17 protein-coding genes are annotated in these 20,814 nt (G+C 63.5%); 9 read left to right on the top strand and 8 right to left on the bottom strand.

The window, feature by feature from the left end; translation table 11 throughout:
* The first annotated feature begins 9 nt into the window (after window positions 1-9).
* The 5 genes from QMK33_RS10345 (at window position 10) to QMK33_RS10325 (ending at window position 7,275) form a co-directional block, all read left to right on the top strand.
* The gene (locus QMK33_RS10345; RefSeq protein WP_283564511.1) at window positions 10-1,500 is read left to right on the top strand and encodes an HAL/PAL/TAL family ammonia-lyase; all 1,491 of its coding nucleotides are present in this window, start codon (window positions 10-12) and stop codon (window positions 1,498-1,500) included.
* A 117-nt stretch (window positions 1,501-1,617) separates the two neighbouring features.
* Window positions 1,618-3,624 (top strand): T9SS type B sorting domain-containing protein, encoded by a 2,007-nt coding sequence (locus tag QMK33_RS10340; RefSeq protein WP_283564510.1) that lies wholly within the window; start codon window positions 1,618-1,620, stop codon window positions 3,622-3,624.
* 178 nt (window positions 3,625-3,802) lie between these two features.
* Entirely contained in the window at window positions 3,803-5,524 is a 1,722-nt protein-coding gene (locus QMK33_RS10335; RefSeq protein ID WP_283564509.1) for a phosphoglucose isomerase-related protein, read from the top strand.
* Window positions 5,525-5,813: 289 nt separating this feature from the next.
* Complete coding sequence (locus QMK33_RS10330; protein ID WP_283564508.1) at window positions 5,814-6,152, top strand: YbaB/EbfC family nucleoid-associated protein; 339 nt, start codon at window positions 5,814-5,816, stop codon at window positions 6,150-6,152.
* 109 nt (window positions 6,153-6,261) lie between these two features.
* Window positions 6,262-7,275 (top strand): glycosyltransferase family 2 protein, encoded by a 1,014-nt coding sequence (locus tag QMK33_RS10325; RefSeq protein WP_349361726.1) that lies wholly within the window; start codon window positions 6,262-6,264, stop codon window positions 7,273-7,275.
* A gap of 92 nt (window positions 7,276-7,367) precedes the next feature.
* Here QMK33_RS10325 and QMK33_RS10320 read toward each other — a convergent pair whose 3' ends face one another.
* Window positions 7,368-7,586: a PspC domain-containing protein gene (locus QMK33_RS10320; protein WP_283564507.1), complete on the bottom strand. Its 219-nt coding sequence runs from the start codon at window positions 7,584-7,586 to the stop codon at window positions 7,368-7,370.
* 143 nt (window positions 7,587-7,729) lie between these two features.
* Between QMK33_RS10320 and QMK33_RS10315 the strand changes: the two genes are divergently transcribed.
* From QMK33_RS10315 to QMK33_RS10305, 3 genes are all read left to right on the top strand, one after another.
* Complete coding sequence (locus QMK33_RS10315; protein WP_283564506.1) at window positions 7,730-9,544, top strand: tetratricopeptide repeat protein; 1,815 nt, start codon at window positions 7,730-7,732, stop codon at window positions 9,542-9,544.
* 69 nt (window positions 9,545-9,613) lie between these two features.
* Window positions 9,614-10,462 carry a metallophosphoesterase gene (locus QMK33_RS10310; RefSeq protein ID WP_283564505.1) on the top strand — a complete coding sequence of 283 codons (849 nt, stop codon included), beginning with the start codon at window positions 9,614-9,616 and terminating at the stop codon, window positions 10,460-10,462.
* A gap of 243 nt (window positions 10,463-10,705) precedes the next feature.
* Window positions 10,706-11,689, top strand: coding sequence for a pyruvate dehydrogenase complex E1 component subunit beta (locus tag QMK33_RS10305; protein ID WP_283564504.1), 984 nt, complete (start codon window positions 10,706-10,708; stop codon window positions 11,687-11,689).
* Window positions 11,690-11,825: 136 nt separating this feature from the next.
* Here the strand turns inward: QMK33_RS10305 and QMK33_RS10300 are convergent, their stop codons facing one another.
* The 5 genes from QMK33_RS10300 to QMK33_RS10280 all read right to left on the bottom strand — a co-directional run bounded on the left by QMK33_RS10300 (window position 11,826) and on the right by QMK33_RS10280 (window position 16,559).
* Window positions 11,826-12,323 carry a phasin family protein gene (locus QMK33_RS10300; protein WP_283564503.1) on the bottom strand — a complete coding sequence of 166 codons (498 nt, stop codon included), beginning with the start codon at window positions 12,321-12,323 and terminating at the stop codon, window positions 11,826-11,828.
* A gap of 156 nt (window positions 12,324-12,479) precedes the next feature.
* Window positions 12,480-13,655 carry a lysophospholipid acyltransferase family protein gene (locus QMK33_RS10295; protein WP_283564502.1) on the bottom strand — a complete coding sequence of 392 codons (1,176 nt, stop codon included), beginning with the start codon at window positions 13,653-13,655 and terminating at the stop codon, window positions 12,480-12,482.
* A 101-nt stretch (window positions 13,656-13,756) separates the two neighbouring features.
* Window positions 13,757-15,064, bottom strand: a complete 1,308-nt coding sequence (locus QMK33_RS10290) for an aspartyl protease family protein (protein ID WP_283564501.1) — start codon at window positions 15,062-15,064, stop codon at window positions 13,757-13,759.
* Between the two features lie 124 nt (window positions 15,065-15,188).
* Window positions 15,189-16,256: an o-succinylbenzoate synthase gene (gene menC, locus QMK33_RS10285; RefSeq protein ID WP_283564500.1), complete on the bottom strand. Its 1,068-nt coding sequence runs from the start codon at window positions 16,254-16,256 to the stop codon at window positions 15,189-15,191.
* A 27-nt stretch (window positions 16,257-16,283) separates the two neighbouring features.
* Window positions 16,284-16,559 (bottom strand): KGG domain-containing protein, encoded by a 276-nt coding sequence (locus QMK33_RS10280; RefSeq protein WP_283564499.1) that lies wholly within the window; start codon window positions 16,557-16,559, stop codon window positions 16,284-16,286.
* Between the two features lie 230 nt (window positions 16,560-16,789).
* Here QMK33_RS10280 and egtB point away from each other — a divergent pair, with 230 nt between their 5' ends.
* Window positions 16,790-18,136 carry an ergothioneine biosynthesis protein EgtB gene (egtB, locus tag QMK33_RS10275; protein WP_283564498.1) on the top strand — a complete coding sequence of 449 codons (1,347 nt, stop codon included), beginning with the start codon at window positions 16,790-16,792 and terminating at the stop codon, window positions 18,134-18,136.
* A 144-nt stretch (window positions 18,137-18,280) separates the two neighbouring features.
* Here the strand turns inward: egtB and QMK33_RS10270 are convergent, their stop codons facing one another.
* Window positions 18,281-18,862, bottom strand: a complete 582-nt coding sequence (locus QMK33_RS10270; RefSeq protein ID WP_283564497.1) for an LOG family protein — start codon at window positions 18,860-18,862, stop codon at window positions 18,281-18,283.
* Between the two features lie 149 nt (window positions 18,863-19,011).
* Entirely contained in the window at window positions 19,012-20,805 is a 1,794-nt protein-coding gene (argS, locus tag QMK33_RS10265; protein ID WP_283564496.1) for an arginine--tRNA ligase, read from the bottom strand.
* Between the last annotated feature and the right edge of the window lie 9 nt (window positions 20,806-20,814).

Raw genomic sequence — 20,814 nt, 5'->3', positions numbered from 1 at the left:
TTGCGGCCTATGCCCCTCCTCTCCCCCGCCCACGCGCTTACCCTGCCCGAGCTGGCCGCTGCCTTGCAAAGCCGCGATGCGCTCACGCTGCCCACCGAGGCCGTGGCCCGTATGCAGGCCTGCTACGACTACCTGCACCACCGCCTGGCCGCCGCGCCCGACCAGCTCCTTGCTGACATCAACACGGGCCTTAACCCCCCACATAATACTGTTATTCAGCAAGATGAGCAAGCTCAGCTGCAAGTAAACCTGCTAATGTCGCACGCCTGCGGCACCGGGGCCGAGGTGCCCACTGCCCTTGTGCGCCGCATGCTGCTGCTAAAAGTGCAGGGCCTGAGCTATGGCCACAGCGGCGTGGCCGTGGCCACGGCCAAGCGCCTACTCGACTACTTCAACCGCGACGTGTGGCCCGTGGTGTACGAGCACGGGGGCCCGGCTCCCCTGGCTCACCTGTGCCTGCCGCTGCTGGGCCTGGGCGAAGTCAGCTACCAGGGTTACCGCCTGGCCGCCAGCGACGTCAACAGCCTCTTCGGCTGGGAGCCGCTGCCGTTGCAGGCCCACGAAGCCGCGGCGCTGCTCGGCGGCACCCAGTTTGCGCTGGCCTACGCCACCGAGGCCTTGGAGCGCACTCAGCACCTGCTCAACGCGGCCGACGTAATCGGGGCGCTCTCGACGGCGGCGTTTGGGGGGCACGCGCAGCCATTTGCCGAAAGCTTGCAGCGCCTGCGGCCGCACGCCGGGCAAGCGCTGGTGGCCGCGCGGCTGCACGGGCTGCTGGCTGGCTCCGAACTGCCAGCCCCGAGCGACCGTGAGACCGAACCGGACCCCTACTCCTTCCGGTGCCAGCCGCAGGTGCACGGGGCCAGCCGCGACGCGGTGGCCTACGTGGCCCAAACCATCGAAACCGAGTGCAACTCGGTAACGGACAGCCTCAGCATCTTCCCCGACGAGGACCTTGTTCTGACGGGGGGCAACTTTCACGGGCAGCCCCTGGCGTTGGTGCTCAGCCATTTGTCATTGGCCGTGGCCGAGCTGGGCAGCATCTCGGAGCGCCGTACCGCCCAGCTTGTTTCGGGGCAGCGCGGGCTGCCGGCCGGCCTGGTGGCCGAGCCGGGCCTGCACGCGGGCCTGGCAATGCCGCACCGTACCGCCGCCGGCCTCGTGAGCCAGAACCAGCAGCTGTGCACCCCCGCCAGTGCCGTCAGCTTCGCGGACGGTGGTGGCCCGGCCGACTATGTAAGCATGGCGGCCAACGCCGCCACCCAGGCCCGCCGGGTGGTCGACAACGCGGAGCAAATCCTGGGCATCGAGCTGCTAACTGCCGTGCAGGCGTTGGACCTGCGCCGCGCCGCCGAAACGGGCGCGACGGGCCGCAGCCCGGCCCTGGAGGCCGTGGCCGCCGCCTTCCGCGAGGTGGTTACCTTCGTGCCGCGCGACCGGGTACTCTCCCCCGACCTGCACCGCGCCGCCCGCTTCGTGCGGGAGTACGCCTGGCAGTAGGGCCGCCGCCTACCTTGCCGGCAGCCGGGGCAATGCAAGTTGAGCTGCTTCCCACGTTTGCTAAGCTTACTTACGTTTGACTTTTACCGGTTTACCACAGCAAGTCGGAAACTCTGCATGAAATTTTTATCGCTGCCCCTGCTCCTGTGCTGGTTGCTGGCCCTGCTACCGGCGGCCCCGGCCCGGGCGCAGTGCACCATCAGTAGCCCCCCCGCGGGCTGCGCTAACCCCTTCACGGCCACCGATGTGCAGTCGGGCCAGGAAGTGCAGGCCCTCTGCGTGGGCCGGCCGGTGCGGTTCACGCCCGCTTGCGGCCGGGTGGTACCAGCCAACCTGCTTTATTATAATGCGTTGCCCGGCACCAACAGCCAGCCGCCCAACTGTGACCCAGCCCCAGGCAAGCTTCCCAACGACACCTATACGCCCACGGTAGCCGGCACGTTTACCATTCTGGAGCTTAGCAACACTTCGGTGAGCGGGGGTACGGGCACGGTTTACATACGTAATTTTCAGGTAGTTGCGGCCCCCGCGCCGGGCTTCACGCTGGCCAGCTGCCTGAACAACACCGTGGCCCTGACCCTGGCCGCCAGCGGCTACGACCAATATTTTGCCCAGGTCGGCGGCGGTGGCGCGCTCATCGGGCCGCTGGCGGCGGGCAGCACCACTACGCTTCCGGCCGCCGCCGGCAGCAGCATTACTGTTATCGGCCGCTACCTCACCAACAATTTGTGCAGCGGCCAGGCCACCCAAACGGTGCCCGCCCTGGCCGCGCCCCAAACGCCCACGCTCGGCCGCCTCACGGTGCAGGGCGCGCTACCGGGCAGCATTGCGCTCGATATCAGTAACTTACCCGCGGGTTACCTCTACGACGTGCAGCGCGCCGATGCCAGCAGCCCCGGCGGGTTTCGGCGGGTGCAGACTGCCCTGGCGGGCAGCGGCACCCTCACGCTCGCCGGGGCCCCGGCGGGCCAGTACCGCCTGGGCCGGCGCGACGTGTGCCGCACCGATTCGGCGTTTTCGGCGCTGGTGCCTACCATCGCGCTCAGCGCCGCCTCGCTCAACAACGTCAATAACCTGACCTGGCAAACGGCCGGCCCCGTGGCCGGCTACACCGTGCTGCGCGATGGCACCGCGCTGGCCACCCTGCCCGCCACGGCCACCAGCTACGCCGATGCGGCCGTGGCCTGCGGCACTCGCTACGCCTACCGCCTGCAAGCCGCCGGGGCAGGGGGCAGCCATTCGGTATCGGCCACGGTGGCGGTGGCTACCGTGTCGACCCTTGCCCCGCCCGCGCCGCTGCTCAACGCCAGCTTCGACCTGGCTAATCGCTTCACGCTCACGGCCACGCAAGCCAATGGCGTGGCCCTGCCGGCCGGCGGCCAGCTGCTGTACAGCCGCCAGGGCGGGCCGGGCGCGCTCGACTTTGCGGCCGTGCCCACCGCTACCGACACCCTGCGCGACCCCGCCACCCTGGCCGCCCTGCTGGCCGCGCCGCCCTGCTACACCGCCCGCCTGCTCGACGTTTGTGGCAACACCTCGGCCGCCAGCCAGCCCACCTGCCCCAGCCTGCTGGCGGTGGCCGCCGCCGACCCCGATGGCCTCACGGCGCAGCTTAGCTGGTCGGCCTTCCGGGGGCCGGGCAGCCCGGCGGCGGGCGTTAGCTACCGCGTGCTCACCCTGGCCGCCGATGGTACGGTGCTGGCTACCTCGGGCGCGCTCACCGGCCTCACCTACCTCGACCCCGCCCCGCCCACCAACCGCCAGATTCTGCGCTACCGGGTGCAGGCCAGCGGCGCGGGGCTGCCGGCCGGCGCGGTCAGCTACTCCAACGTGGCCAGCCTCACGCGCCGGCCGCTGCTGGTGGTGCCCAACGCCTTCACGCCCAACGGCGACGGTCTCAACGATGTGCTGGAGCTAAAAGGCCGCTACCTAACTGGCTTCATTTTCGTAGTAATCAACCGCGACGGCCAGGAAGTATTCCGGGCCACCGACCGCGGCCAAACCTGGGACGGTACCATTCGGGGCCACGCCCCCATTAGCTCGGCCTACGTGTGGCGGCTCACGCTGCGCGACGAGGCCGGGCAGGATTTCAGCCAGACTGGTACCGTAACTATTTTAAGATAAGACGTTTAAACTAATAGTAATGAACTAGCAGGAACGTCATGCTGAGCGCAGGGCAGCATCTCGCTCGCAACGCTAACCCCAATCGTTCGATGATGCGAGCGCGATGCTGCCCTGCGTTCAGCATGACGTTCTTCTTTACTCAATTATCAACACTCAACCGACCACCAACACCTGCCCCATGCCCGATTCCCAATTTGCCGCTACGTACCACTTAGGTCAGTACCAGCCAGCCATCGACGCCAAAGTTGCCGACCTCAACGCCCACGATTTCACCACCCGCTTCTGGCAGAAAGACGCCACCCTGTGGACTCAGGACGCCGCGGCCCAGCAGAGCATCCGCAGCTTTATGGGCTGGCTCGACACGCCCGAGGTGATGACCAAGGCCGTGGCCGAAATCAAGCAGTTTGTGCACGACGTGAAAGCCGCTGGTTTTCAGCACGTAGTAGTGATGGGCATGGGCGGCAGCACCATGGCCCCCATCGTGTTTCAGCGCTCGTTTGACCAGGCCGCGGGGGGCCTGCCGCTCTCCATTCTCGATACCACCGACCCCGGCGCCGTAGCCGCCCTCGAGGCCACGCTGCCCCTGGCGCACACCCTGTTTGTGGTGGCCAGCAAGTCGGGCACTACGGCCGAGCCGCTGGCCTTCGGCGATTATTTCTACGACAAGGTAAAGGCCATTAAGGGCGACCAGGCGGGCGAGAACTTCGTGGCCATCACCGACCCGGGCTCCAAATTCGTGACCCAGGCCACGGCCGATGGCTTCCGCCACATCTTCTTGAATTTCAGTGAGGTAGGCGGCCGTTTTTCGGCTCTCACCTACTTCGGCCTGGTGCCGGCCGCCCTCTACGGCATCGACATTGAGGCCCTGCTGCACGGCGCAGTGGAGATGATGACGGCCTGCGGCGGGCAGGGCGCGGTAGCCAACAACCCCGGCCTGCTGCTGGGCACGGCCATCGGCTACCTGGCCACCCAGGGCCGCGACAAGCTCACCTTCCTCACCCCCGACACCCTCAGCAGCCTGGGTCTGTGGCTGGAGCAGCTGCTGGCCGAAAGCACTGGTAAAGAGGGCAAAGGCATCCTACCCGTGGCCGGCGAGCCCCTGGGCCGTCCCGACGAGTACGGCACCGACCGCGTGTTTGTGTACGTGGGCTACGACGACTTCCCCGACCAGGCCAACCGCGACAAGCTCAAGGCCCTGGAGGCGGCCGGCCACCCGGTCATCCTCATTCACCTTGGCAAGGCGCTGGATTTGGGCCGCGAGTTCTACCGCTGGGAAATTGCAGTGGCCGTATCAGGCATCATTCTGGCTATCAATCCTTTCGACCAGCCCAACGTGCAGGCCGCCAAAACGGCCACCGACAAGCTGATGAAGGAAGTGACCGAGAAGGGCCAGCTGCCCAGCGCCGGCCAGCCCACCGCCGCCGCCGATGGCATCAGCTACTACAGCCCCGCGGGCGGCACCGATGCGGCCAGCGTGCTACTGCATTTTTTCCAGCAGGCTAAGCCCGGCAACTTTATGACCCTGCAAGCCTACCTGCACGAGTCGGACAAGCTGGACGCCGACCTGGCCGAGTTCCGCCAGCAAGTGCAGGATAAGCTGCGCCTGGCCACTACCTCGGGCTACGGCCCGCGCTTCCTGCACTCGACCGGCCAGTACCACAAGGGCGGCCCCAACGTGGGCCTGTTTGTGCAGTTCACCGCCGACCACCCGCAGGACCTGGCCCTGCCCGGCCGCACCTATACCTTCGGCACCTTTGAGAACGCCCAGGCCCAGGGCGACTTGCAAGCCCTGCGCGACAACGACCGCCGGGCCCTGCACATTCACCTCGGCTCCCACCCCGAGCAGGCCCTTCTCATCGTGCTGGCCGCCCTCAAAACGGCCCTGTCGAAGCTGGGTTAATTATCAATTAATCAGCTAATTACATTTTCCAAAAAGCCCGCCTTGTCTACGCAGGGTGGGCTTCTTTATAGTTACTCAAACAGGGCTTACTCAGAGAGTTAACTCAGCGGGAAAGCTACCTTGCGTAAGTCCTGTCAAATAGGATTTGCCGGCAGCCCACCAGCCTGGGTTTGAACTAAATTTGCCTGCCTGGGTTGCCCCTGGCAGCCGCCCGCCCACTTGGGCCGGGGCCGGCGCAATCCTTTTTCAACCACTTTCCGGCCCGCCGGAAACTACTATTTTTACGACTATGGCATTCGACATGATGGGCATGATGGGTAAAGTGAAGGAGCTGCAAGACAAGATGCAGTCCGCCCAGGCGCAGCTTCAGCACATTACCGCCACCGGCGAGGCGGGCGGCGGCCTGGTAAAAGCCACCGTCAACGGCCACCGCACCCTGGTGAAGCTCGAAATCGACCCCTCGCTGCTCACGCCCGAAGACCGCGAAATGCTGCCCGACCTCGTGATTGCGGCCGTGAACAAGGCCTCGGAAGCCGCCGCCGAGCAGGCGCGCCAAGAGCTTCAGCGCCAGACCAGTGGCCTGATGCCCAACATTCCTGGCCTCGACCTGAGCAACTTTGGCAGCTGAGAATTTGGATTTAGAATTGGGAAGGAGGAAGGAGGAATTACCCCCGGGAAATATTTCGGGAAATTCCTCCTTCCTCCTTCCCAATTCCCAAGCAGGCTCCGCGTCCGATGTGGCCATTGTAATTCTTAACTACAACGGCGAGCACTTTCTGCGGCAGTTTTTGCCCGGTGTGCTGGCCCACGCGGCCGGAGCCCGCGTGGTAGTGGCCGACAATGCCTCTACCGACGACTCGGTGCCGCTGCTGCGCCACGGCTTCCCAGCAGTGGAATTGCTGCTGTTTGACGAAAACCTGGGCTTTTGCGAAGGCTACAACCAAGCGCTGGCCCGGCTGGACTACCCATTTTTTGTGCTGCTCAACTCTGATGTGGACGTGCAGCCCGGCTGGCTGCCGCCCCTGCGCGCGCTGCTGCTAGCCAACCCCCGCATTGCCGCCGTGCAGCCCAAGATACTGGCCCACAGCGACCCCACGCTGTTTGAGCACGCGGGCGGCGGCGGCGGCTACCTCGACCGGCTGGCGTACCCCTTTTGCCGGGGCCGCCTCTTCGACACCCTCGAAACCGACCGCGGCCAGTACGACGACCCGCGCCCCGTGGCCTGGGCCAGCGGGGCCTGCTGCCTGGTGCGGGCCAGCGCCTGGCGCGAGCTGGGTGGCCTGGAGCCCGCCTTTTTTGCCCACATGGAGGAAATCGACTTCTGCTGGCGCGCCCAGAATGCGGGCCACGAAATATGGTACCACGGCGGGGCCCGCGTGCACCACGTGGGCGGCGGCACCCTCCCCAAAGCCAGCCCCCGCAAAACCTACCTCAACTTTCGCAACGGGCTGGCGCTGCTATATAAGAACTCGGCTCCCAGCGAGTTAGCCAGCGCCTTTGCGCTGCGCCTGCTGCTCGACTGGGTAGCGGCCCTGCGCTTTTTGCTGGCTGGCAACTGGCCCGAGGCGCAGGCCGTGGGCCGGGCGCATTGGCACTTTTTCCAGAAGCTGGGCTACTGGCGGCAGCGCCGCCTCCTGACCCGGCCGCGCCTGCTGGTGCGGCAACGTGCCGGCACCTACGCGGGCAGCCTGGTGTGGGCGTATTTTGCGCAGAGTAAGAAAAAATTCTCGCAATTGGGAATTAGAAATTAAAAATGAAGAATTAAAGATGGGCCACTCAATACCTCAATAAGCGAGATTTGAGCGGCCCATCTTTAATTCTTCATTTTTAATTTCTAATTCCACTACAAATCCCAGACGGTGCTGCGCTGCTGGCGCCAGGCGCGGCGGATATTCATCCAGAAAACCCCGGCGAAATATAACACGATGGGCGAGCCAAACGTGAAGAACGAGGCGTAGACGAACGAGAGCCGGATGCTGCGCGTGCTGAAGCCCCAGCGCTGCCCCAGGGCCGAGCACAGCCCAAAAGACTGCGCTTCGATGAAGTCAGTAAAGCGGTTCATAGAGGAGGGTTTAGGCGATGCGGTGCAACTTTGCCGGGCCAAGATACAACTTAACCAGCGGCAAACGTTAGGCTACGTCTTACGTTAAGGCGCGGGCCGGGTTGTTGCCCGGCTTCCGCTAGCTGCCGTCAACTTTTTTCGATTTGCGTTCATACTCAACAAGTAAGCTCCACTGGGCGAGCCTGCTCCTGGCCCTGCTGCTCACCGGCTGCTCACCCCTCCCCAAGATGCTGCAAGTGGCCGAAAACGGCCGCCGCGTTACCGTGGAGCCCGCTCCGCTCACGGCCGTGGGCGAGGCCGTGCCCTTCGAGGCCACCGCCCGCGTGGCGGGCAAGCACCTGCACAAGGGGGCCGTGTACGAGGTACTGCTCACCTACAAATACGACCACGACCTGCGCCTCGACACGGTGGGCCGCCTCTCGTTTGCCTCCAGCGAATTCACCTACGATGACTCGGTGAAGGGCCGGCTGGTGAGCCGCCGACGCTTCACCATTGCCAACACGCCGCAGCGCTCGCCGGGCCAGCTCATGGCCCGCGGCCAGGTGCGCGAGCTAAAACCCCACGGCAAGGTGCTGACCGCCAAAACGGAGACCCTGGTGGCCCGCGGCATTGCCGACCCGGCTCGCCGCGTGGTCATCGAGGATACGCTGCTGGCGCTGCTGCCCGAGTCGGCCAGCAACGTGATGAGCGGCACCCGCACGCTGCCGCTTTTCTTCGACCAGGGCCAGTGGTTTATCCGCTCGCACTTGGGCACCAACATTGCGGCGCTCGAAGACCTCATCGACCAGAACCAGCACACCCAGCGGGTGCTCATCGCGGCCGGCCACTCGCCCGACTCTACCGATGCCCACCAGCCGGCGCTGGCCAGCAAGCGCGTCAAAATGCTGCTTTACTACTACAAGCAGCGCGTGAAAGGTTTTTCGTATCTTAATAGCGTAGAGAACATTAAGTTTGATACTCTGGCTTACCGCAACAGCTGGGAGTTGCTGCTCAACCAGGTGCAGAACTCGGTGCTGAAGCCCGCGCAGCAAGACTCGGTGGTGAGCATCATCAACGACACGCGCGGCACGTTTGCCCAGAAGGAAAAGGCGCTGCACAAGCTCAGCTACTTCGATTATCTGGAGGATTATATCTATCCGGTGCTGCGCTGGGGCACGGTGGCTGTGACCTACACCGCCGCGCCGCGCTACGACTCGGAGGTGTACATTTTGAGCAAGAAAATCCTGGAAAAGGAAGCCGCCCTCGACGTCCTCACGCCCGAGGAGCTGCGCTACTCAGCCACCCTCACGCCCTTGCTGGCCGAGAAGCAGCGCATTTATGAACTGTCTGCCGCCAGCACCGCCCGCTGGGAGGCGTTTTACAACCTGGGCACCGTGCTGGCCCTGCGCGCCGAAAAAGAGTCGAGCCTGAAAGTGCAGCAGAACTACTACCACCGGGCGGCCGTCAACTTCACGCTGGCCGCCCACCGCCACCCCACGGCCGAGCTGTTTTACCGCGCTGCCTCGGCCCACCACCACGCCCAGGAGCGCCTGGAGGCCCTGCAAGACTACGACTACGCCATTAAGCTGGGGGGGCCGCGCGCCATTCTGCGCAAGGTTTTTTCGGATAAGGCGGCCCTCGAAATTCAAGTGGGCCAGCCCGAGCAGGCGCTCACCAGCCTGCGCCTGGCCGGCCCCAGCTACCAGAACTACCTGAACCAGGGCCTGGTGCTGGTACAAAGCGGGGCCTACGACGCGGCCGCCGCCCAGTATCGCCTGGCTCTCGACCTACGCCCCCAGGCCGCCGCCCCGCACTACGGCCTGGCCGTGGCCGCCGCCCGCCGCCACGACCAAGCTACGTTGGCCGCCGAGCTGCGCCAGGCCGTGCAGTTCAACCGCGACCTCGCCACCCAGGCCACCGAAGACCTGGAGTTTCAGAACTACGTGCAGGGCCAGGCGTTTCGGGAAGCGCTGAAGTAAGTTGCCCGGTCGGCCGGCTGCGCCGGCGGACCGGGGCGCGTAACCCCACCCTGAAAACTGCTTTATTTTATGAGAGCTGCCTTATTTGCCGATGTGCACGGCAAGCTGCTACTGCCCTTCAAGCTAGCAGACCTTTACCAGCGGGAAACCGGCCACAAGCTCGACGTTATCTTGCAGTGCGGTGATTTGGGGGCCTACCCCCGGCTGGAAACGCTTGATAAGGCTACGCTGCGCCATGCCGCCCGCGACCGCGATGAGCTGGGCTTTCACGACGACTTTGCAGCCGACAAGCCCGCCATCCGGCATTTTCTGGAGGAGCTGGGCCTGCGCATGCTCTGCGTGCGGGGCAACCACGAAGACCACGACTACCTCGACCAGCTGGAAGCCCAACACCCTGAGGCGCCACTGTTTCCGATTGATGCGTACGAGCGGGTGTGGGTGTGCAAAACCGGCTGGCCGCAGCACTACCGCACCGGGCACGAGGAGCTGACTTTTGTGGGCATCGGGCGCATCGGCGACCGCAAGGGCCGCCGCGACAAGCGCTTTATTCAGGAGTACGAGCAGAAAGCCCTGCGGCGGCTGCACAAAACCAAGCAGCTGTTCGACGTGCTGCTCACCCACGATAAAGACGATGCCAGCCAACGCGGCTACGGCATGGCCGATATTCAGCAACTACTTGACGAAGTGGTGTTTACGTATCATTTTCACGGCCACACGGGCGAGCCCTTTCAACTCACTCCAAACAGCAACGGCCTCACAACGACGGTCAAAATCAAGGAGCTAGAGTTTGGGCCCAGCGGCGTGCTGCCCGCCGGCTGCATGGTGGTGCTTGAAAAGCTAGGCGAGGTGCTCACCTTGAATGTGGTACCTGCCAGCCTCACTAATAAGCTCACCAAGCACAACTGGCACTCGGCCTAGGGCGGCAGGGCTGCTAGCCCAAGCTCAACGCCGCCAAACCATTCGGGGAGCCTTACATAGGAACCCTTTTACTTCTGAGCCAGATAAAAAAGGACAGCGTGCCGAACGCGGCGCAGATAGGGCGAGCCCAGATAAGCTGGGTTTAACCCGCCCGGTGGCAATAACAGGGGGCCGCCGGGCAAATTTCTGGCTTTGTTACCCGCGCCCGTGCCTTAACTTTACCACGTTAACTTATTCTAAGAGATGCGTACCATTCAATTCCGCGAGGCCCTGCGTGAGGCCATGAACGAAGAAATGCGCCGCGACCCCTCCGTTTTTCTGATGGGCGAGGAAGTGGCCGAATACAACGGGGCCTACAAGGTGAGCCAGGGCATGCTCGACGAGTTTGGCCCTGAGCGCGTGATTGATACGCCGATTGCCGAGCTGGGCTTTGCCGGCATCGGGGTGGGCGCGGCCGCCAACGGCCTCAAGCCGATTATCGAGTTTATGACCTTCAACTTCTCGTTGGTGGCCATCGACCAAGTGATTAACTCGGCGGCTAAAATCCACTCGATGTCGGGCGGGCAGTACTCCTGCCCCATCGTGTTTCGCGGGCCCACCGGCAACGCCGGCATGCTGTCGTCGCAGCACTCGCAAAACTTCGAGAACTGGTTTGCTAACTGCCCCGGCCTCAAGGTAGTAGTACCCTCCAACCCCTACGACGCCAAGGGCTTGCTGAAAGCCTCCATCCGCGACCCCGACCCGGTTATTTTCATGGAGTCGGAGCTGATGTACGGCGATAAGGGCGAGGTGCCGGAAGAGGAATACATCCTCGAAATCGGCAAGGCCAACATCGTGCGCGAAGGCAAGGATGTAACGCTGGTGAGCTTCGGCAAAATGATGAAGCTGCTCTACACCGCCGCCGATGAGCTAGCCAAGGAAGGCATCTCGGCCGAGGTAATCGACCTGCGCTCGGTGCGCCCCATCGATTACGATACGCTCATCAACTCGGTGAAGAAAACCAACCGCCTGGTGGTTATCGAAGAGGCCTGGCCGTTGGCTAGCATCTCGGGCGAGCTGGCCTACATGGTGCAGCGCCGCGCCTTCGACTACCTCGACGCGCCGGTTATCCGCATCACCTGCGCCGATGTGCCCCTGCCCTACGCCCCCACCCTCATCGAAGCGTCGCTACCCAACGTGGCCCGCATCCTGAAAGCCGTGAAAGAAGTAACCTACGCCAAGGCGTAGGGTAAGACGGGGTGGTACTCCGTTTGTCGTTGCCCGATTTGCGCTGATGACAAACGGAGTACCACCCCGTTTTACAATCGTAAAAGGCCCCGTTGCATGGTGCAGCGGGGCCTTTTATATTTTCCACAATCATCAGCTAATCAGCATCTTGTGCATTATCCTCGCCAGCTGTTTTAGCAGCGGCCTTCTTAGTAGCGCCGGCTTTGGCGGCGGCCGAATGCTGGGTTTTGCTGGCGGCGTCGCTCACTTTATCGGCGGCCTTCTTAACGGTACCGGCCACTTTGGCGGTGGTGCTGGTGGCGGGCTTTTTGGCGGCGGCGGGCTTGGCAGGAGCAGCTTTGGCGGCGGGCTTCGCGGCGGCGGCTTTGGGCTTGCTGGCGGCGGCCGCTTTCTTGCCGTCCGCGTTGAGGCCTACGCGGCTTTTGAGGTCTTCGGTGAGGCCTTTGAACTGCTTTTCGAGGTCGGCGCGCTTGCTTTCGCTGTTTTTGAGCAGGTCGTCCACTATCTTTTTGCCCTCCTGCTCCGAGAGCTTGCTTTCTTTCACCAGCTTTTCGATGGCGGTTTGCATGGCCTTGTTACCCTGCGAGAGAAAGCCCACGCCGGTGTTGATGAATTTCTTAAACAGGTCGTCCATGAGTGAAAAGAAAGTGAAGGGAGGGGAAGTTGAAGAAGTTGAAACTGACTGCGTTGGCCCGAGCAACTAGTATGCAAGCCGACTACTTGCCGCAAACCTACGCTTGCTGCTCCGCATAACCAGTCCGGGCGCGCAATATAGGTAGCTGGCAGGCTATTATACGTGCTTACTCCGCAGCTTGTGGCCCCGGTAACCCTTGATGGCCAGCGGTATCCAGCCCAGCACCGGAATAAAATAGGCCAGCACCAAGGGGTTGCGCCACAGCAGCTTCCAGAACGTGCCGGGCCGGTCGAGCTGCATGTCGAAGTCGCGCTCGCCGTTGGTGACGTAGCGGCGCTCGAACTCGGCGAAGGCGGCGGGCCAGGCAAAAGGCAGGAAGAACGGGAAGTAGCGGCGGTTTTCCTTCATGCGCTGCCACAGCTCGCGCCACTGGTAGGGGTGCTGGCCGTGGGCTAGCACAGCGGCGTCCATTTCTGCCTGCATCAATTGGCGCACTTGCTCGCTTAGGGCCAGGTACTCTTCGCGGGTCAGCTCGTCGTGCTTTTTAGTGGTGAGGGTGCTGGGTCGGATGCGGGTGCCCATTACGAAGGTGAGCTTGGCGGGCAGGGCCAGGTAAAAAATCCAGGGCTGCACCACCATCAGCAGCAGCAGCAGCGTGATGGGCAAAAACGGGATGCCGATTTTCTTCACCAGTCGGTTTATCCAGTCGAAGCTGTAGGCGTAGGGGTTGAGGTACTCGCCGTTGATACAGTAGAAGGGGATGATGTCGGTGCTGTGCAGCAGGCTCATGCGCAACATGCTGGTAGCCAGGCGCTGAAGCTGGTACTTGCGGTTGAAGCCCTTGCCAATGCCGGCCACGCCCTCGGGGTACAGCATCAGGTTGAGCTCCTGGTAGTACATCATGGTTTCGAAGTTGAGCGTGGTAGCGTCCACGCTGCCGCACTTCTTCCAAAAGTCCTTCACCAGGTAGGGGTTCATCAGCGTGGTGGCCGAGAGCATGGGGGCCGAGAGCGGCCGCGGCAGGTCGCGCAGCGAGCCGGTGCGGCTCAGCAAATGGCGCCACAGGTGCGAGAGCGAAATAATGGCATCCCAGGGGAAGGCCATGCCCGAGTGGTTGGACGCAAAAATGAGGGGCCGGTCGGGATTATTGCGCTGCGGAAAATCATCGAAGCCCACCAGCTCCGTTCTAAACCAAACTCTGTCAAGCAGCTGCAACAAATTCTCGTCCAGCGTCTGCGTAAATTCCTCCCGAAAATAATCGCGGTAGATGTGCTGATTGGCCCGAATATCGGGCGGCGGCAGCGTGGCAGAATCGGTGGCGGCGGCGGGCATAAAGCGGGAATTGAGCGGCCGCGAAAGATAGGGGCAACGTAGGGGGCAAAAAGTACGGAATTCAGGGCTTGAAGCACCTTTTTACCCCGCCGCCGCCCAGCTTATATCTGGCGCTTGAGCTTTACGCTAACGGGGTGCAGCTCGCCATCGGCCCGGCGCAGCACCAGGTACAGCACGCGGCCGTTTTGCGAGTGCAGCATGTGGTTGAGGTCGGTCATGGACAGGAAGGAAGTCGGAATGAAGTTGATACTGACCAGCTCCTCGCCTTCGGCCACGCCGCCGGTAGCGGCCGGCGAGCCGGGCACCACGCGCAGCACCTGGTACTGGCGGTAGTTGGGGCCGGTGGCCAGCAGGTCGAGGCCGCACATATCGTGCTCAAACGGCTCGCTGAGCGCCGTGGTAGGGCGCAGCAGCAGCCGGCTGTGGGGGTAGTCGATAACGGTAGTGAAGCGCTTGAGCACCTCGTAGCCGAGGCTGCCGTGGCGGGCGCGCTCGGTACCCGAGAGGCGGTTGTGCACCTGGCTCGAATCGGGAAAGGAGGTGAGCACCTGGGGCAGGTTGTAGCGCCCCAGCTGCACGGCCGCCACCCGCCCCAGCGAGCCGCTGATGAGCCCCGTGAGGCCCCGCCCCAGGTCGGTGCGCAGGCGCAGCTCGGGCAGCCGCAGGCGCTGGTCGGCAGAGGTTTCGAGGCTGAGGGCGTGGCCGGCCCCAGTATCGAGCAGCAGGCGCAGGGCCAGGGGCGGGACATCGGGGGCCGCATTCAGCTGTTGCACGCCCACCGAGAGGTAGGCCTTGTCGTGGTCGAACACCAGCGGCAGGCTGGCCCAGCGGCGGCCCTTGGGGGCTTTGTAGCGGGCGGGGTCGGCGAGTATTAGCTGGTGCTGGTCGGAGTGAATGATGACCACGAACGAGCGAAACAAAGCGGACCCCATAATGCCGTGGATGGGCATGCCCACGTAGCCCGATAGGTCGAGCACGTCGCTGCTGAGCACCAGCCAGCTCATGCCGGCCGCCTCAGCTCCTGGCAGGGTTACGCGCACGTTGGTGGCCTCGTAGGCGCGCAGGCCGCTATCGGTTCCGCCCACGCCCATCATGCGGTATTCTTCGCCGCGGCTCAAGTGCAGCTGGCTCGCTACCTGGGGGTCGGTAATGAGGCTGGTGCCCACGCCCGTATCGAGCAGAAAATTATACGGCCCTTGCCCATTGAGGCGGGCCGCTACGATAACCAGGTTGCGCTGCGCAAGGTAGGCGAAGCGCGTTTGGTGCCGGCCGCGGTGAGTGAGGGCGAAGGTGGGTGCCGGGCCCACTGCTACCTGCGCACTGGCCGGGCCAAGGCTAGGTAGCCCCACCAGCAACGCTAGTAGCAGCCCGCCCAACCGGCGCCAACCAAACCAGAAGCACGCGCGCATAACACTTAATACAGTTAGCCAGAGAAAAGCTAAATATACAACGAGTTACGGGCGCAGGCAAGGGGTATTTTGGGGAGTTCGCGGGGCGGGGCACCGCCAGCATTGCGGCCTGGCTTTGCCCGGTCTAGGGCTGGTCCCAGTGGCCAGCGGGGTCGTAGTGCAAGGCCCCGGCCTGGATGGTGAGTGGGGCCGCCAGGTTGTTGTGATAGAGCTGGCCGGTGCCCAGGCCTTGGGCAAAGCCAGCCACGTCGTACTCACCCGCGAGCTGGGCCACGGCGTTGAGGCCGATGTTTGATTCCAGGGCCGAGGTTATCCACCAGGCAATGCCGCGGGCCTCAGCCAGGGCTATCCAGCGGCGGGTGGCGGCGTGGCCGCCCAGCAGCGTGGGCTTGAGCACGAGGTAGGGCGGGCGCACGGCATCCAGCAAAGCTTCCTGCCGGGCGGGGTCGGTGAGGCCAATCAGCTCCTCGTCGAGCGCCACCGGAATGGGCGACGCGCGGCACAGCGCCGCCAGCGCCGGCCACTGCCCGGCCGCAAGGGGCTGCTCAATGGAGTGAATACCAAACTCGGCCAGCGCCGCCAGCTTGGCCGGGGCGTCGGCGGGCGCGAAGGCCCCGTTGGCATCCACGCGCAGCAGCAACTGGTCAGGACTAGCTTCGGCTCTTATTTCGGCCAATAAGGCCAGTTCCGTGGCAAAGTCGAGGCTACCGATTTTCACTTTCAGGCAGGCGTAGCCAGCAGCCAGCTTCTGGCGAATCTGCTCACGCATGAAGGCGGCATCGCCCATCCACACCAGGCCATTGATGGGCAGGCTGGCGCGCCCCTGGCTAAAGCTGTTGGCATAGAGCTGGTGCCGCCCCCCACCGGCCAGGTCGAGGGCCGCCGTTTCGAGGGCGAAGCGCAAAGCCGGCAGGGAAGCCGGCACCAGGGCGGCCGCTTCCTCGGCCGTGAGGGACTGCTGCTGAGCTTGATTGAACTGCTGGCAAAATTCCTGCACAACATTCTCAAAGTCAATACTATAATCAGGGCTGAGCCCCGCCAACGGGGCGGCCTCGCCCCAGCCCGTGCTACCAGGCCGTTGCGCATCGCGCAGGGCCAGGTAGTGGGCTACGTGCTCGGTGAGCGCGCCGCGCGAGGTGCGCGCCGGGAAGTTGAAGTGCAGCGCCCGCCGCTGGTACGTAAGAGTAAGCATAGGGGCAAAGGTGCGGCACAAAAGCGCTTACGCGGCGTCGGCAGATGGCTTTCTGGGGCCGCGGCGGCTTATCTGGCCACCTTTGCGGCCGGCCGCGCGGGCCTCCTCCGTCGAGAAACGGTGGCCCCGGCCACTCTCGTGCGAGGCCCGGCCGCCTTCGCTGGCAATGCGGCGCTGCTGCTCGGGCGACATGGCGGCGAAGCCCCGGCGGCTTTTTTCACCCACGCGCCGGGCGGGGCGCTTGGCTGGCTTGGAAGAAGAAGCTGAATCGTGCTGGTTGGAATTGACACCAATCGTAGGCATAATAGAAGAAATTAACGGAAATAGGTAAGGGAAATCTGGTCGCTGCCGGGCAGCTATTGCTATTGGCTCTGGCAAACTGAAACAGGCGGCGGTAAATTCCTTAAATCCAGAATTTTCTTGGCTATTTTAAGGAATCTGCGGCCGCATCCAAATTGCGCGGCCCTGGTGCAACCCTGAGCCCGGTGGCGCGGTTAAGCGGGTGGTTTAGTTGCCTACCTATTCGCGTTTCTATGTCTGCTGCATCCTCTTTACCCTCTGCCGCCTCAGCGGCTACGCTGACGCCCCCCCATTTGCCGGCGCACTACCAGGCCGTGCGGGCGCAGTCGGTGGCGCTGGTGCAGCCGCTGCTGCCCGAAGACACCGTGGTGCAGCCCAACCTCGACGTGAGCCCGCCCAAGTGGCACCTGGCCCACACCACCTGGTTTTGGGAAACGATGCTACTCCAGCCGTTTTTGCCGGGCTACCGAGTGTACAACGACCAGTACGCCTACCTCTTCAATTCCTACTATAACTCGCTGGGCTCCAGGGTAAACCGCGCCGACCGGGGCACGCTCTCGCGCCCGCCCCTGGCCGATGTGTACCGCTACCGCACCTACATAGACGAGCACATGGCCACCCTGCTCGGCCAGCTGGGCGAGCTGCCCGCCGCCGCCACTGAGCTGGTCGAGCTAGGCCTGCACCACGAGCAGCAGCACCAGGAGCTACTGGCCACCGATATCAAGTACATCCTCAGTACCAACCCCTTGGCCCCAGCTTACCTGAGCAGTGAGCAACTGGCAGGTGGCCAGGCGCAGGTGTCGGCCACTGATTTTGCCTCACCTGGCGCGGCAGCGCGACCAGCGGCCTGGCTGCCGGTACCGGGCGGCATCTACTCCGTTGGCCACCAAGCCGAGGGCTTTTCCTTTGACAACGAGCTGCCGGTGCACGAGGTGCTGGTAGCGCCGTTTGAACTGCAAAACCGACTCGTGACCAACGCCGAGTTTCTGCAATTTATGGAGGCGGGCGGCTACCGGCAGTTCCAGTTTTGGCTGGGCGAGGGCTGGGATTTGGTCAACCGCGAGGGCTGGGCGGCCCCACTCTACTGGTCGCAAAACGCGGCGGGCCAGTGGCAGCGCTACGGCCCCACCGGCCTGGAGCCGCTGAACCCGGCCGCGCCGGTATCGCACATCAGCTTCTACGAGGCCGATGCCTACGCCCAGTGGGCCGGGGCGCGCCTGCCCACCGAGGCCGAATGGGAAATTGCCGCCCGCCACTTCAAAGCCACACCCCAAGGGGGCAACTGGCTCGAAACCAATCACTTCGACCCGCAGCCAGTAGCCCCCGACGCCGACCCCACCGCCTGCCACCAGCTGCTGGGCGACTGCTGGGAGTGGACCTATTCGGCCTATCACCCCTACCCCGGCTACCAGCGCGCCGCCGGGGCGCTGGGCGAGTACAACGGCAAGTTTATGCTCAACCAGCTCGTGCTGCGCGGCGGCTCGTGCGCCACGCCCGAGAGCCACATCCGCCTCACCTACCGCAACTTCTTCCACGCCGATAAGCGCTGGCAGTTCACCGGCCTGCGCCTGGCGCGGTAGGTTTTCCTGATAAAAAAAGACCCCTGTGATGCTGAGCTTGCGAAGCATCTTATCACGCCAGAACCAATCGTTCAAATGTGATAGGATGCTTCGCAAGCTCAGCATCACAGGGGTCTTTTGGTTATACCCTTATCAACTAGTTACTTAGCTGTTCTCCGGCGTCAGCCATTTTTCGAGGCGCAGGGGCTGGTAGGCGGCCATGGCATCGAGCAAAGCGGCGGCATTAACGTTTTGCAGCACCTGGCCGCGGTTTTCCTGCCGCAGGAAAGCCTCGCCGCTCATGTGGTCGAGCAGCGCCAGCAGCGAGTCGTAGAAACCCTGGGTGTTGAGCAGGGCCACGGGCTTGCCGTGCAGGCCGAGCTGGCCCCAGGTCAGCACTTCAAACAGCTCTTCGAGGGTACCAAAGCCGCCGGGCATGGCCACGAAGCCATCGGCCAAATCGGCCATGAGCAGCTTGCGCTGGTGCATAGTATCGACCACGTGCAGCTCGGTGCAGCCCTTGTGCGCCAGCTCCTTATCGGCCAAGAAGCCGGGAATGACGCCGATAACCCGGCCGCCTTCGGCCAGCACGGCATCGGCGATGGTGCCCATGAGGCCCACGCAACCGCCGCCGTACACGAGCGTGAGGCCACGGCGGGCCAGCTCGCGGCCCATTTCCTGGGCTTGCTGGGTATAAATTTCCTGGTTGCCGCTGCTAGAGCCGCAGTATACTGCTACGCTTTTCATAAAGGGAAAGTAGCGCGAAGCTTCTGCCTCGCGTGTCGCCGCAACGCGGCGAAGGTGGAAGTGCGCCGTCTGACCAGATTCGGGGACAGGCGGCTACCTACGTGGGTTATTCGCCGCGCTGCGGCGGTGCACGAAGCGGAAGCTTCGCGCTACATGCGCTCGGGCACGTCGATACCGAGCAGGCCGAGGCTAATTTTGATGGTTTCGGCCGTCTTGGCCGAGAGCGCCACGCGGAAGGCTTTTTTCAGCGGGTCGATTTCGGCAAAAATCGGCACTTCGGTGTAGAAGCGGTTGTAGCTCTTAGCCACGTCGTAGGCGTACTGGGCCACCACGGCGGGCGAGAGCGTGCGGGCGGCCTCGGCCACCACGCCCGCGTAGCCGGCCAGCTGCTGAATCAGCTCTTGCTCAGTAGCTTGCAGCTCGGTTAGCTGGCTGAAATCAGTGGTTTCGGCCACGCCCTGGGCCACGGCCTTGCGGCGAATAGACGAGATGCGGGCGTAGCTGTACTGAATAAACGGCCCCGTATCGCCCTCCAGCCGCACCGACTCTTCGGGGTTGAACAACATGCGCTTCTTGGGGTCTACTTTGAGCAGGTAGTACTTGAGCGCGCCCAGGCCCAGCGTGTGGTAGAGCTGGGTTAGCTCTTCGTCGCCCAGGCCTTCGGTTTTGCCCTTTTCAAGGGTGGCGGCCTTAGCGGCTTCCTCCACTTCGAGCACCAGCTCGTCGGCATCGACCACGGTGCCTTCGCGGCTTTTCATCTTGCCTGAAGGCAAATCCACCATGCCGTAACTGAGGTGGTGAATGGCGGCGGCGTAGGGCTTGCCCAGCTTTTTGAGGGTGGCTTGCAGCACCTGCATGTGGTAGTTCTGCTCGTCGGCAATGACGTAGATGCTGCTATCGTAGCCAAAATCCTGGTACTTGAGCTCGGCCGTACCCAGGTCCTGGGTGATGTAGACGCTCGTACCGTCGGCGCGCAGCAGCAGCTTTTCGTCGAGGCCTTCGGCCTGTAAATCAACCCATACCGAGCCGTTTTCCTTTTTGAAGAACACGCCTTTTTGCAGGCCTTCCTCCACGCGCTCCTTGCCCAGCAGGTAGGTGCCCGACTCGTAGTAAAACTTGTCGAAATCGACGCCGATATTCTGGTACGTGGCGTTGAAGCCGTCGTAAACCCAGCCGTTCATGCGGTGCCAGAGGGCCATTACTTCCTCGTCGCCGGCCTCCCAGGCTTGCAGCATCTGCTGCGCTTCGAGCATCAGAGGGGCCTGCTTTTTAGCGATGTCGTTAGCTACGCCTTCGGCCTCCAACTGCTTGATTTCCTCGCGGTAGTGCTTCTCGAAGAGCACGTAGTACTTGCCAGCCAGGTGGTCGCCCTTGAGGCCCGCGCTCTCGGGCGTGGCCCCCGCGCCGTAGCGCTGGTAGGCAATCATCGACTTGCAAATGTGGATGCCGCGGTCGTTCACCAGGTTGGCCTTAGTAACGGTGGCCCCGGTAGCCTTCAGAATCTCGGCCACACTGTAGCCCAGGAAGTTATTGCGCAAGTGGCCCAGGTGCAGGGGCTTGTTGGTGTTGGGCGACGAGTACTCGACCACCACGCGCTGCGGGCCGCCAGTGGGCACGGGCGTGCCGGCCGGGGTAGCCAGCAGCGCGCCAAAAACCTGGAGCCACTCGGCATCGGCGATTTCGAGGTTCAGGAAGCCTTTTACCACGTTGTAGCCGCGCACGGCAGGCACGTGGGCCTTCAGCCACTCGCCCAGGGCCTGGCCGATTTGCTCGGGGCCTTTGCCAAACGCCTTGGTGAGCGGAAACGTGACGAGGGTGAAGCTGCCGGCAAAGTCCTTGCGCGTGGGTTGCAGCACGAGGCTGGCGGCAGGAATATCCTGGTTGAATACGGCCTGCGCGGCGGCTTGCAGGGCAGTTTTTAGGGTTTGTTCTAGCTGTTGCACGCCGGCAAA

Source organism: Hymenobacter sp. H14-R3 (genome assembly GCF_030063445.1).
In the GTDB taxonomy this organism is placed as follows: Bacteria; Bacteroidota; Bacteroidia; order Cytophagales; family Hymenobacteraceae; genus Hymenobacter.
Note: the sequence above shows the minus strand (reverse complement) of the source record. Positions and strands in the feature narration are given on the sequence as shown.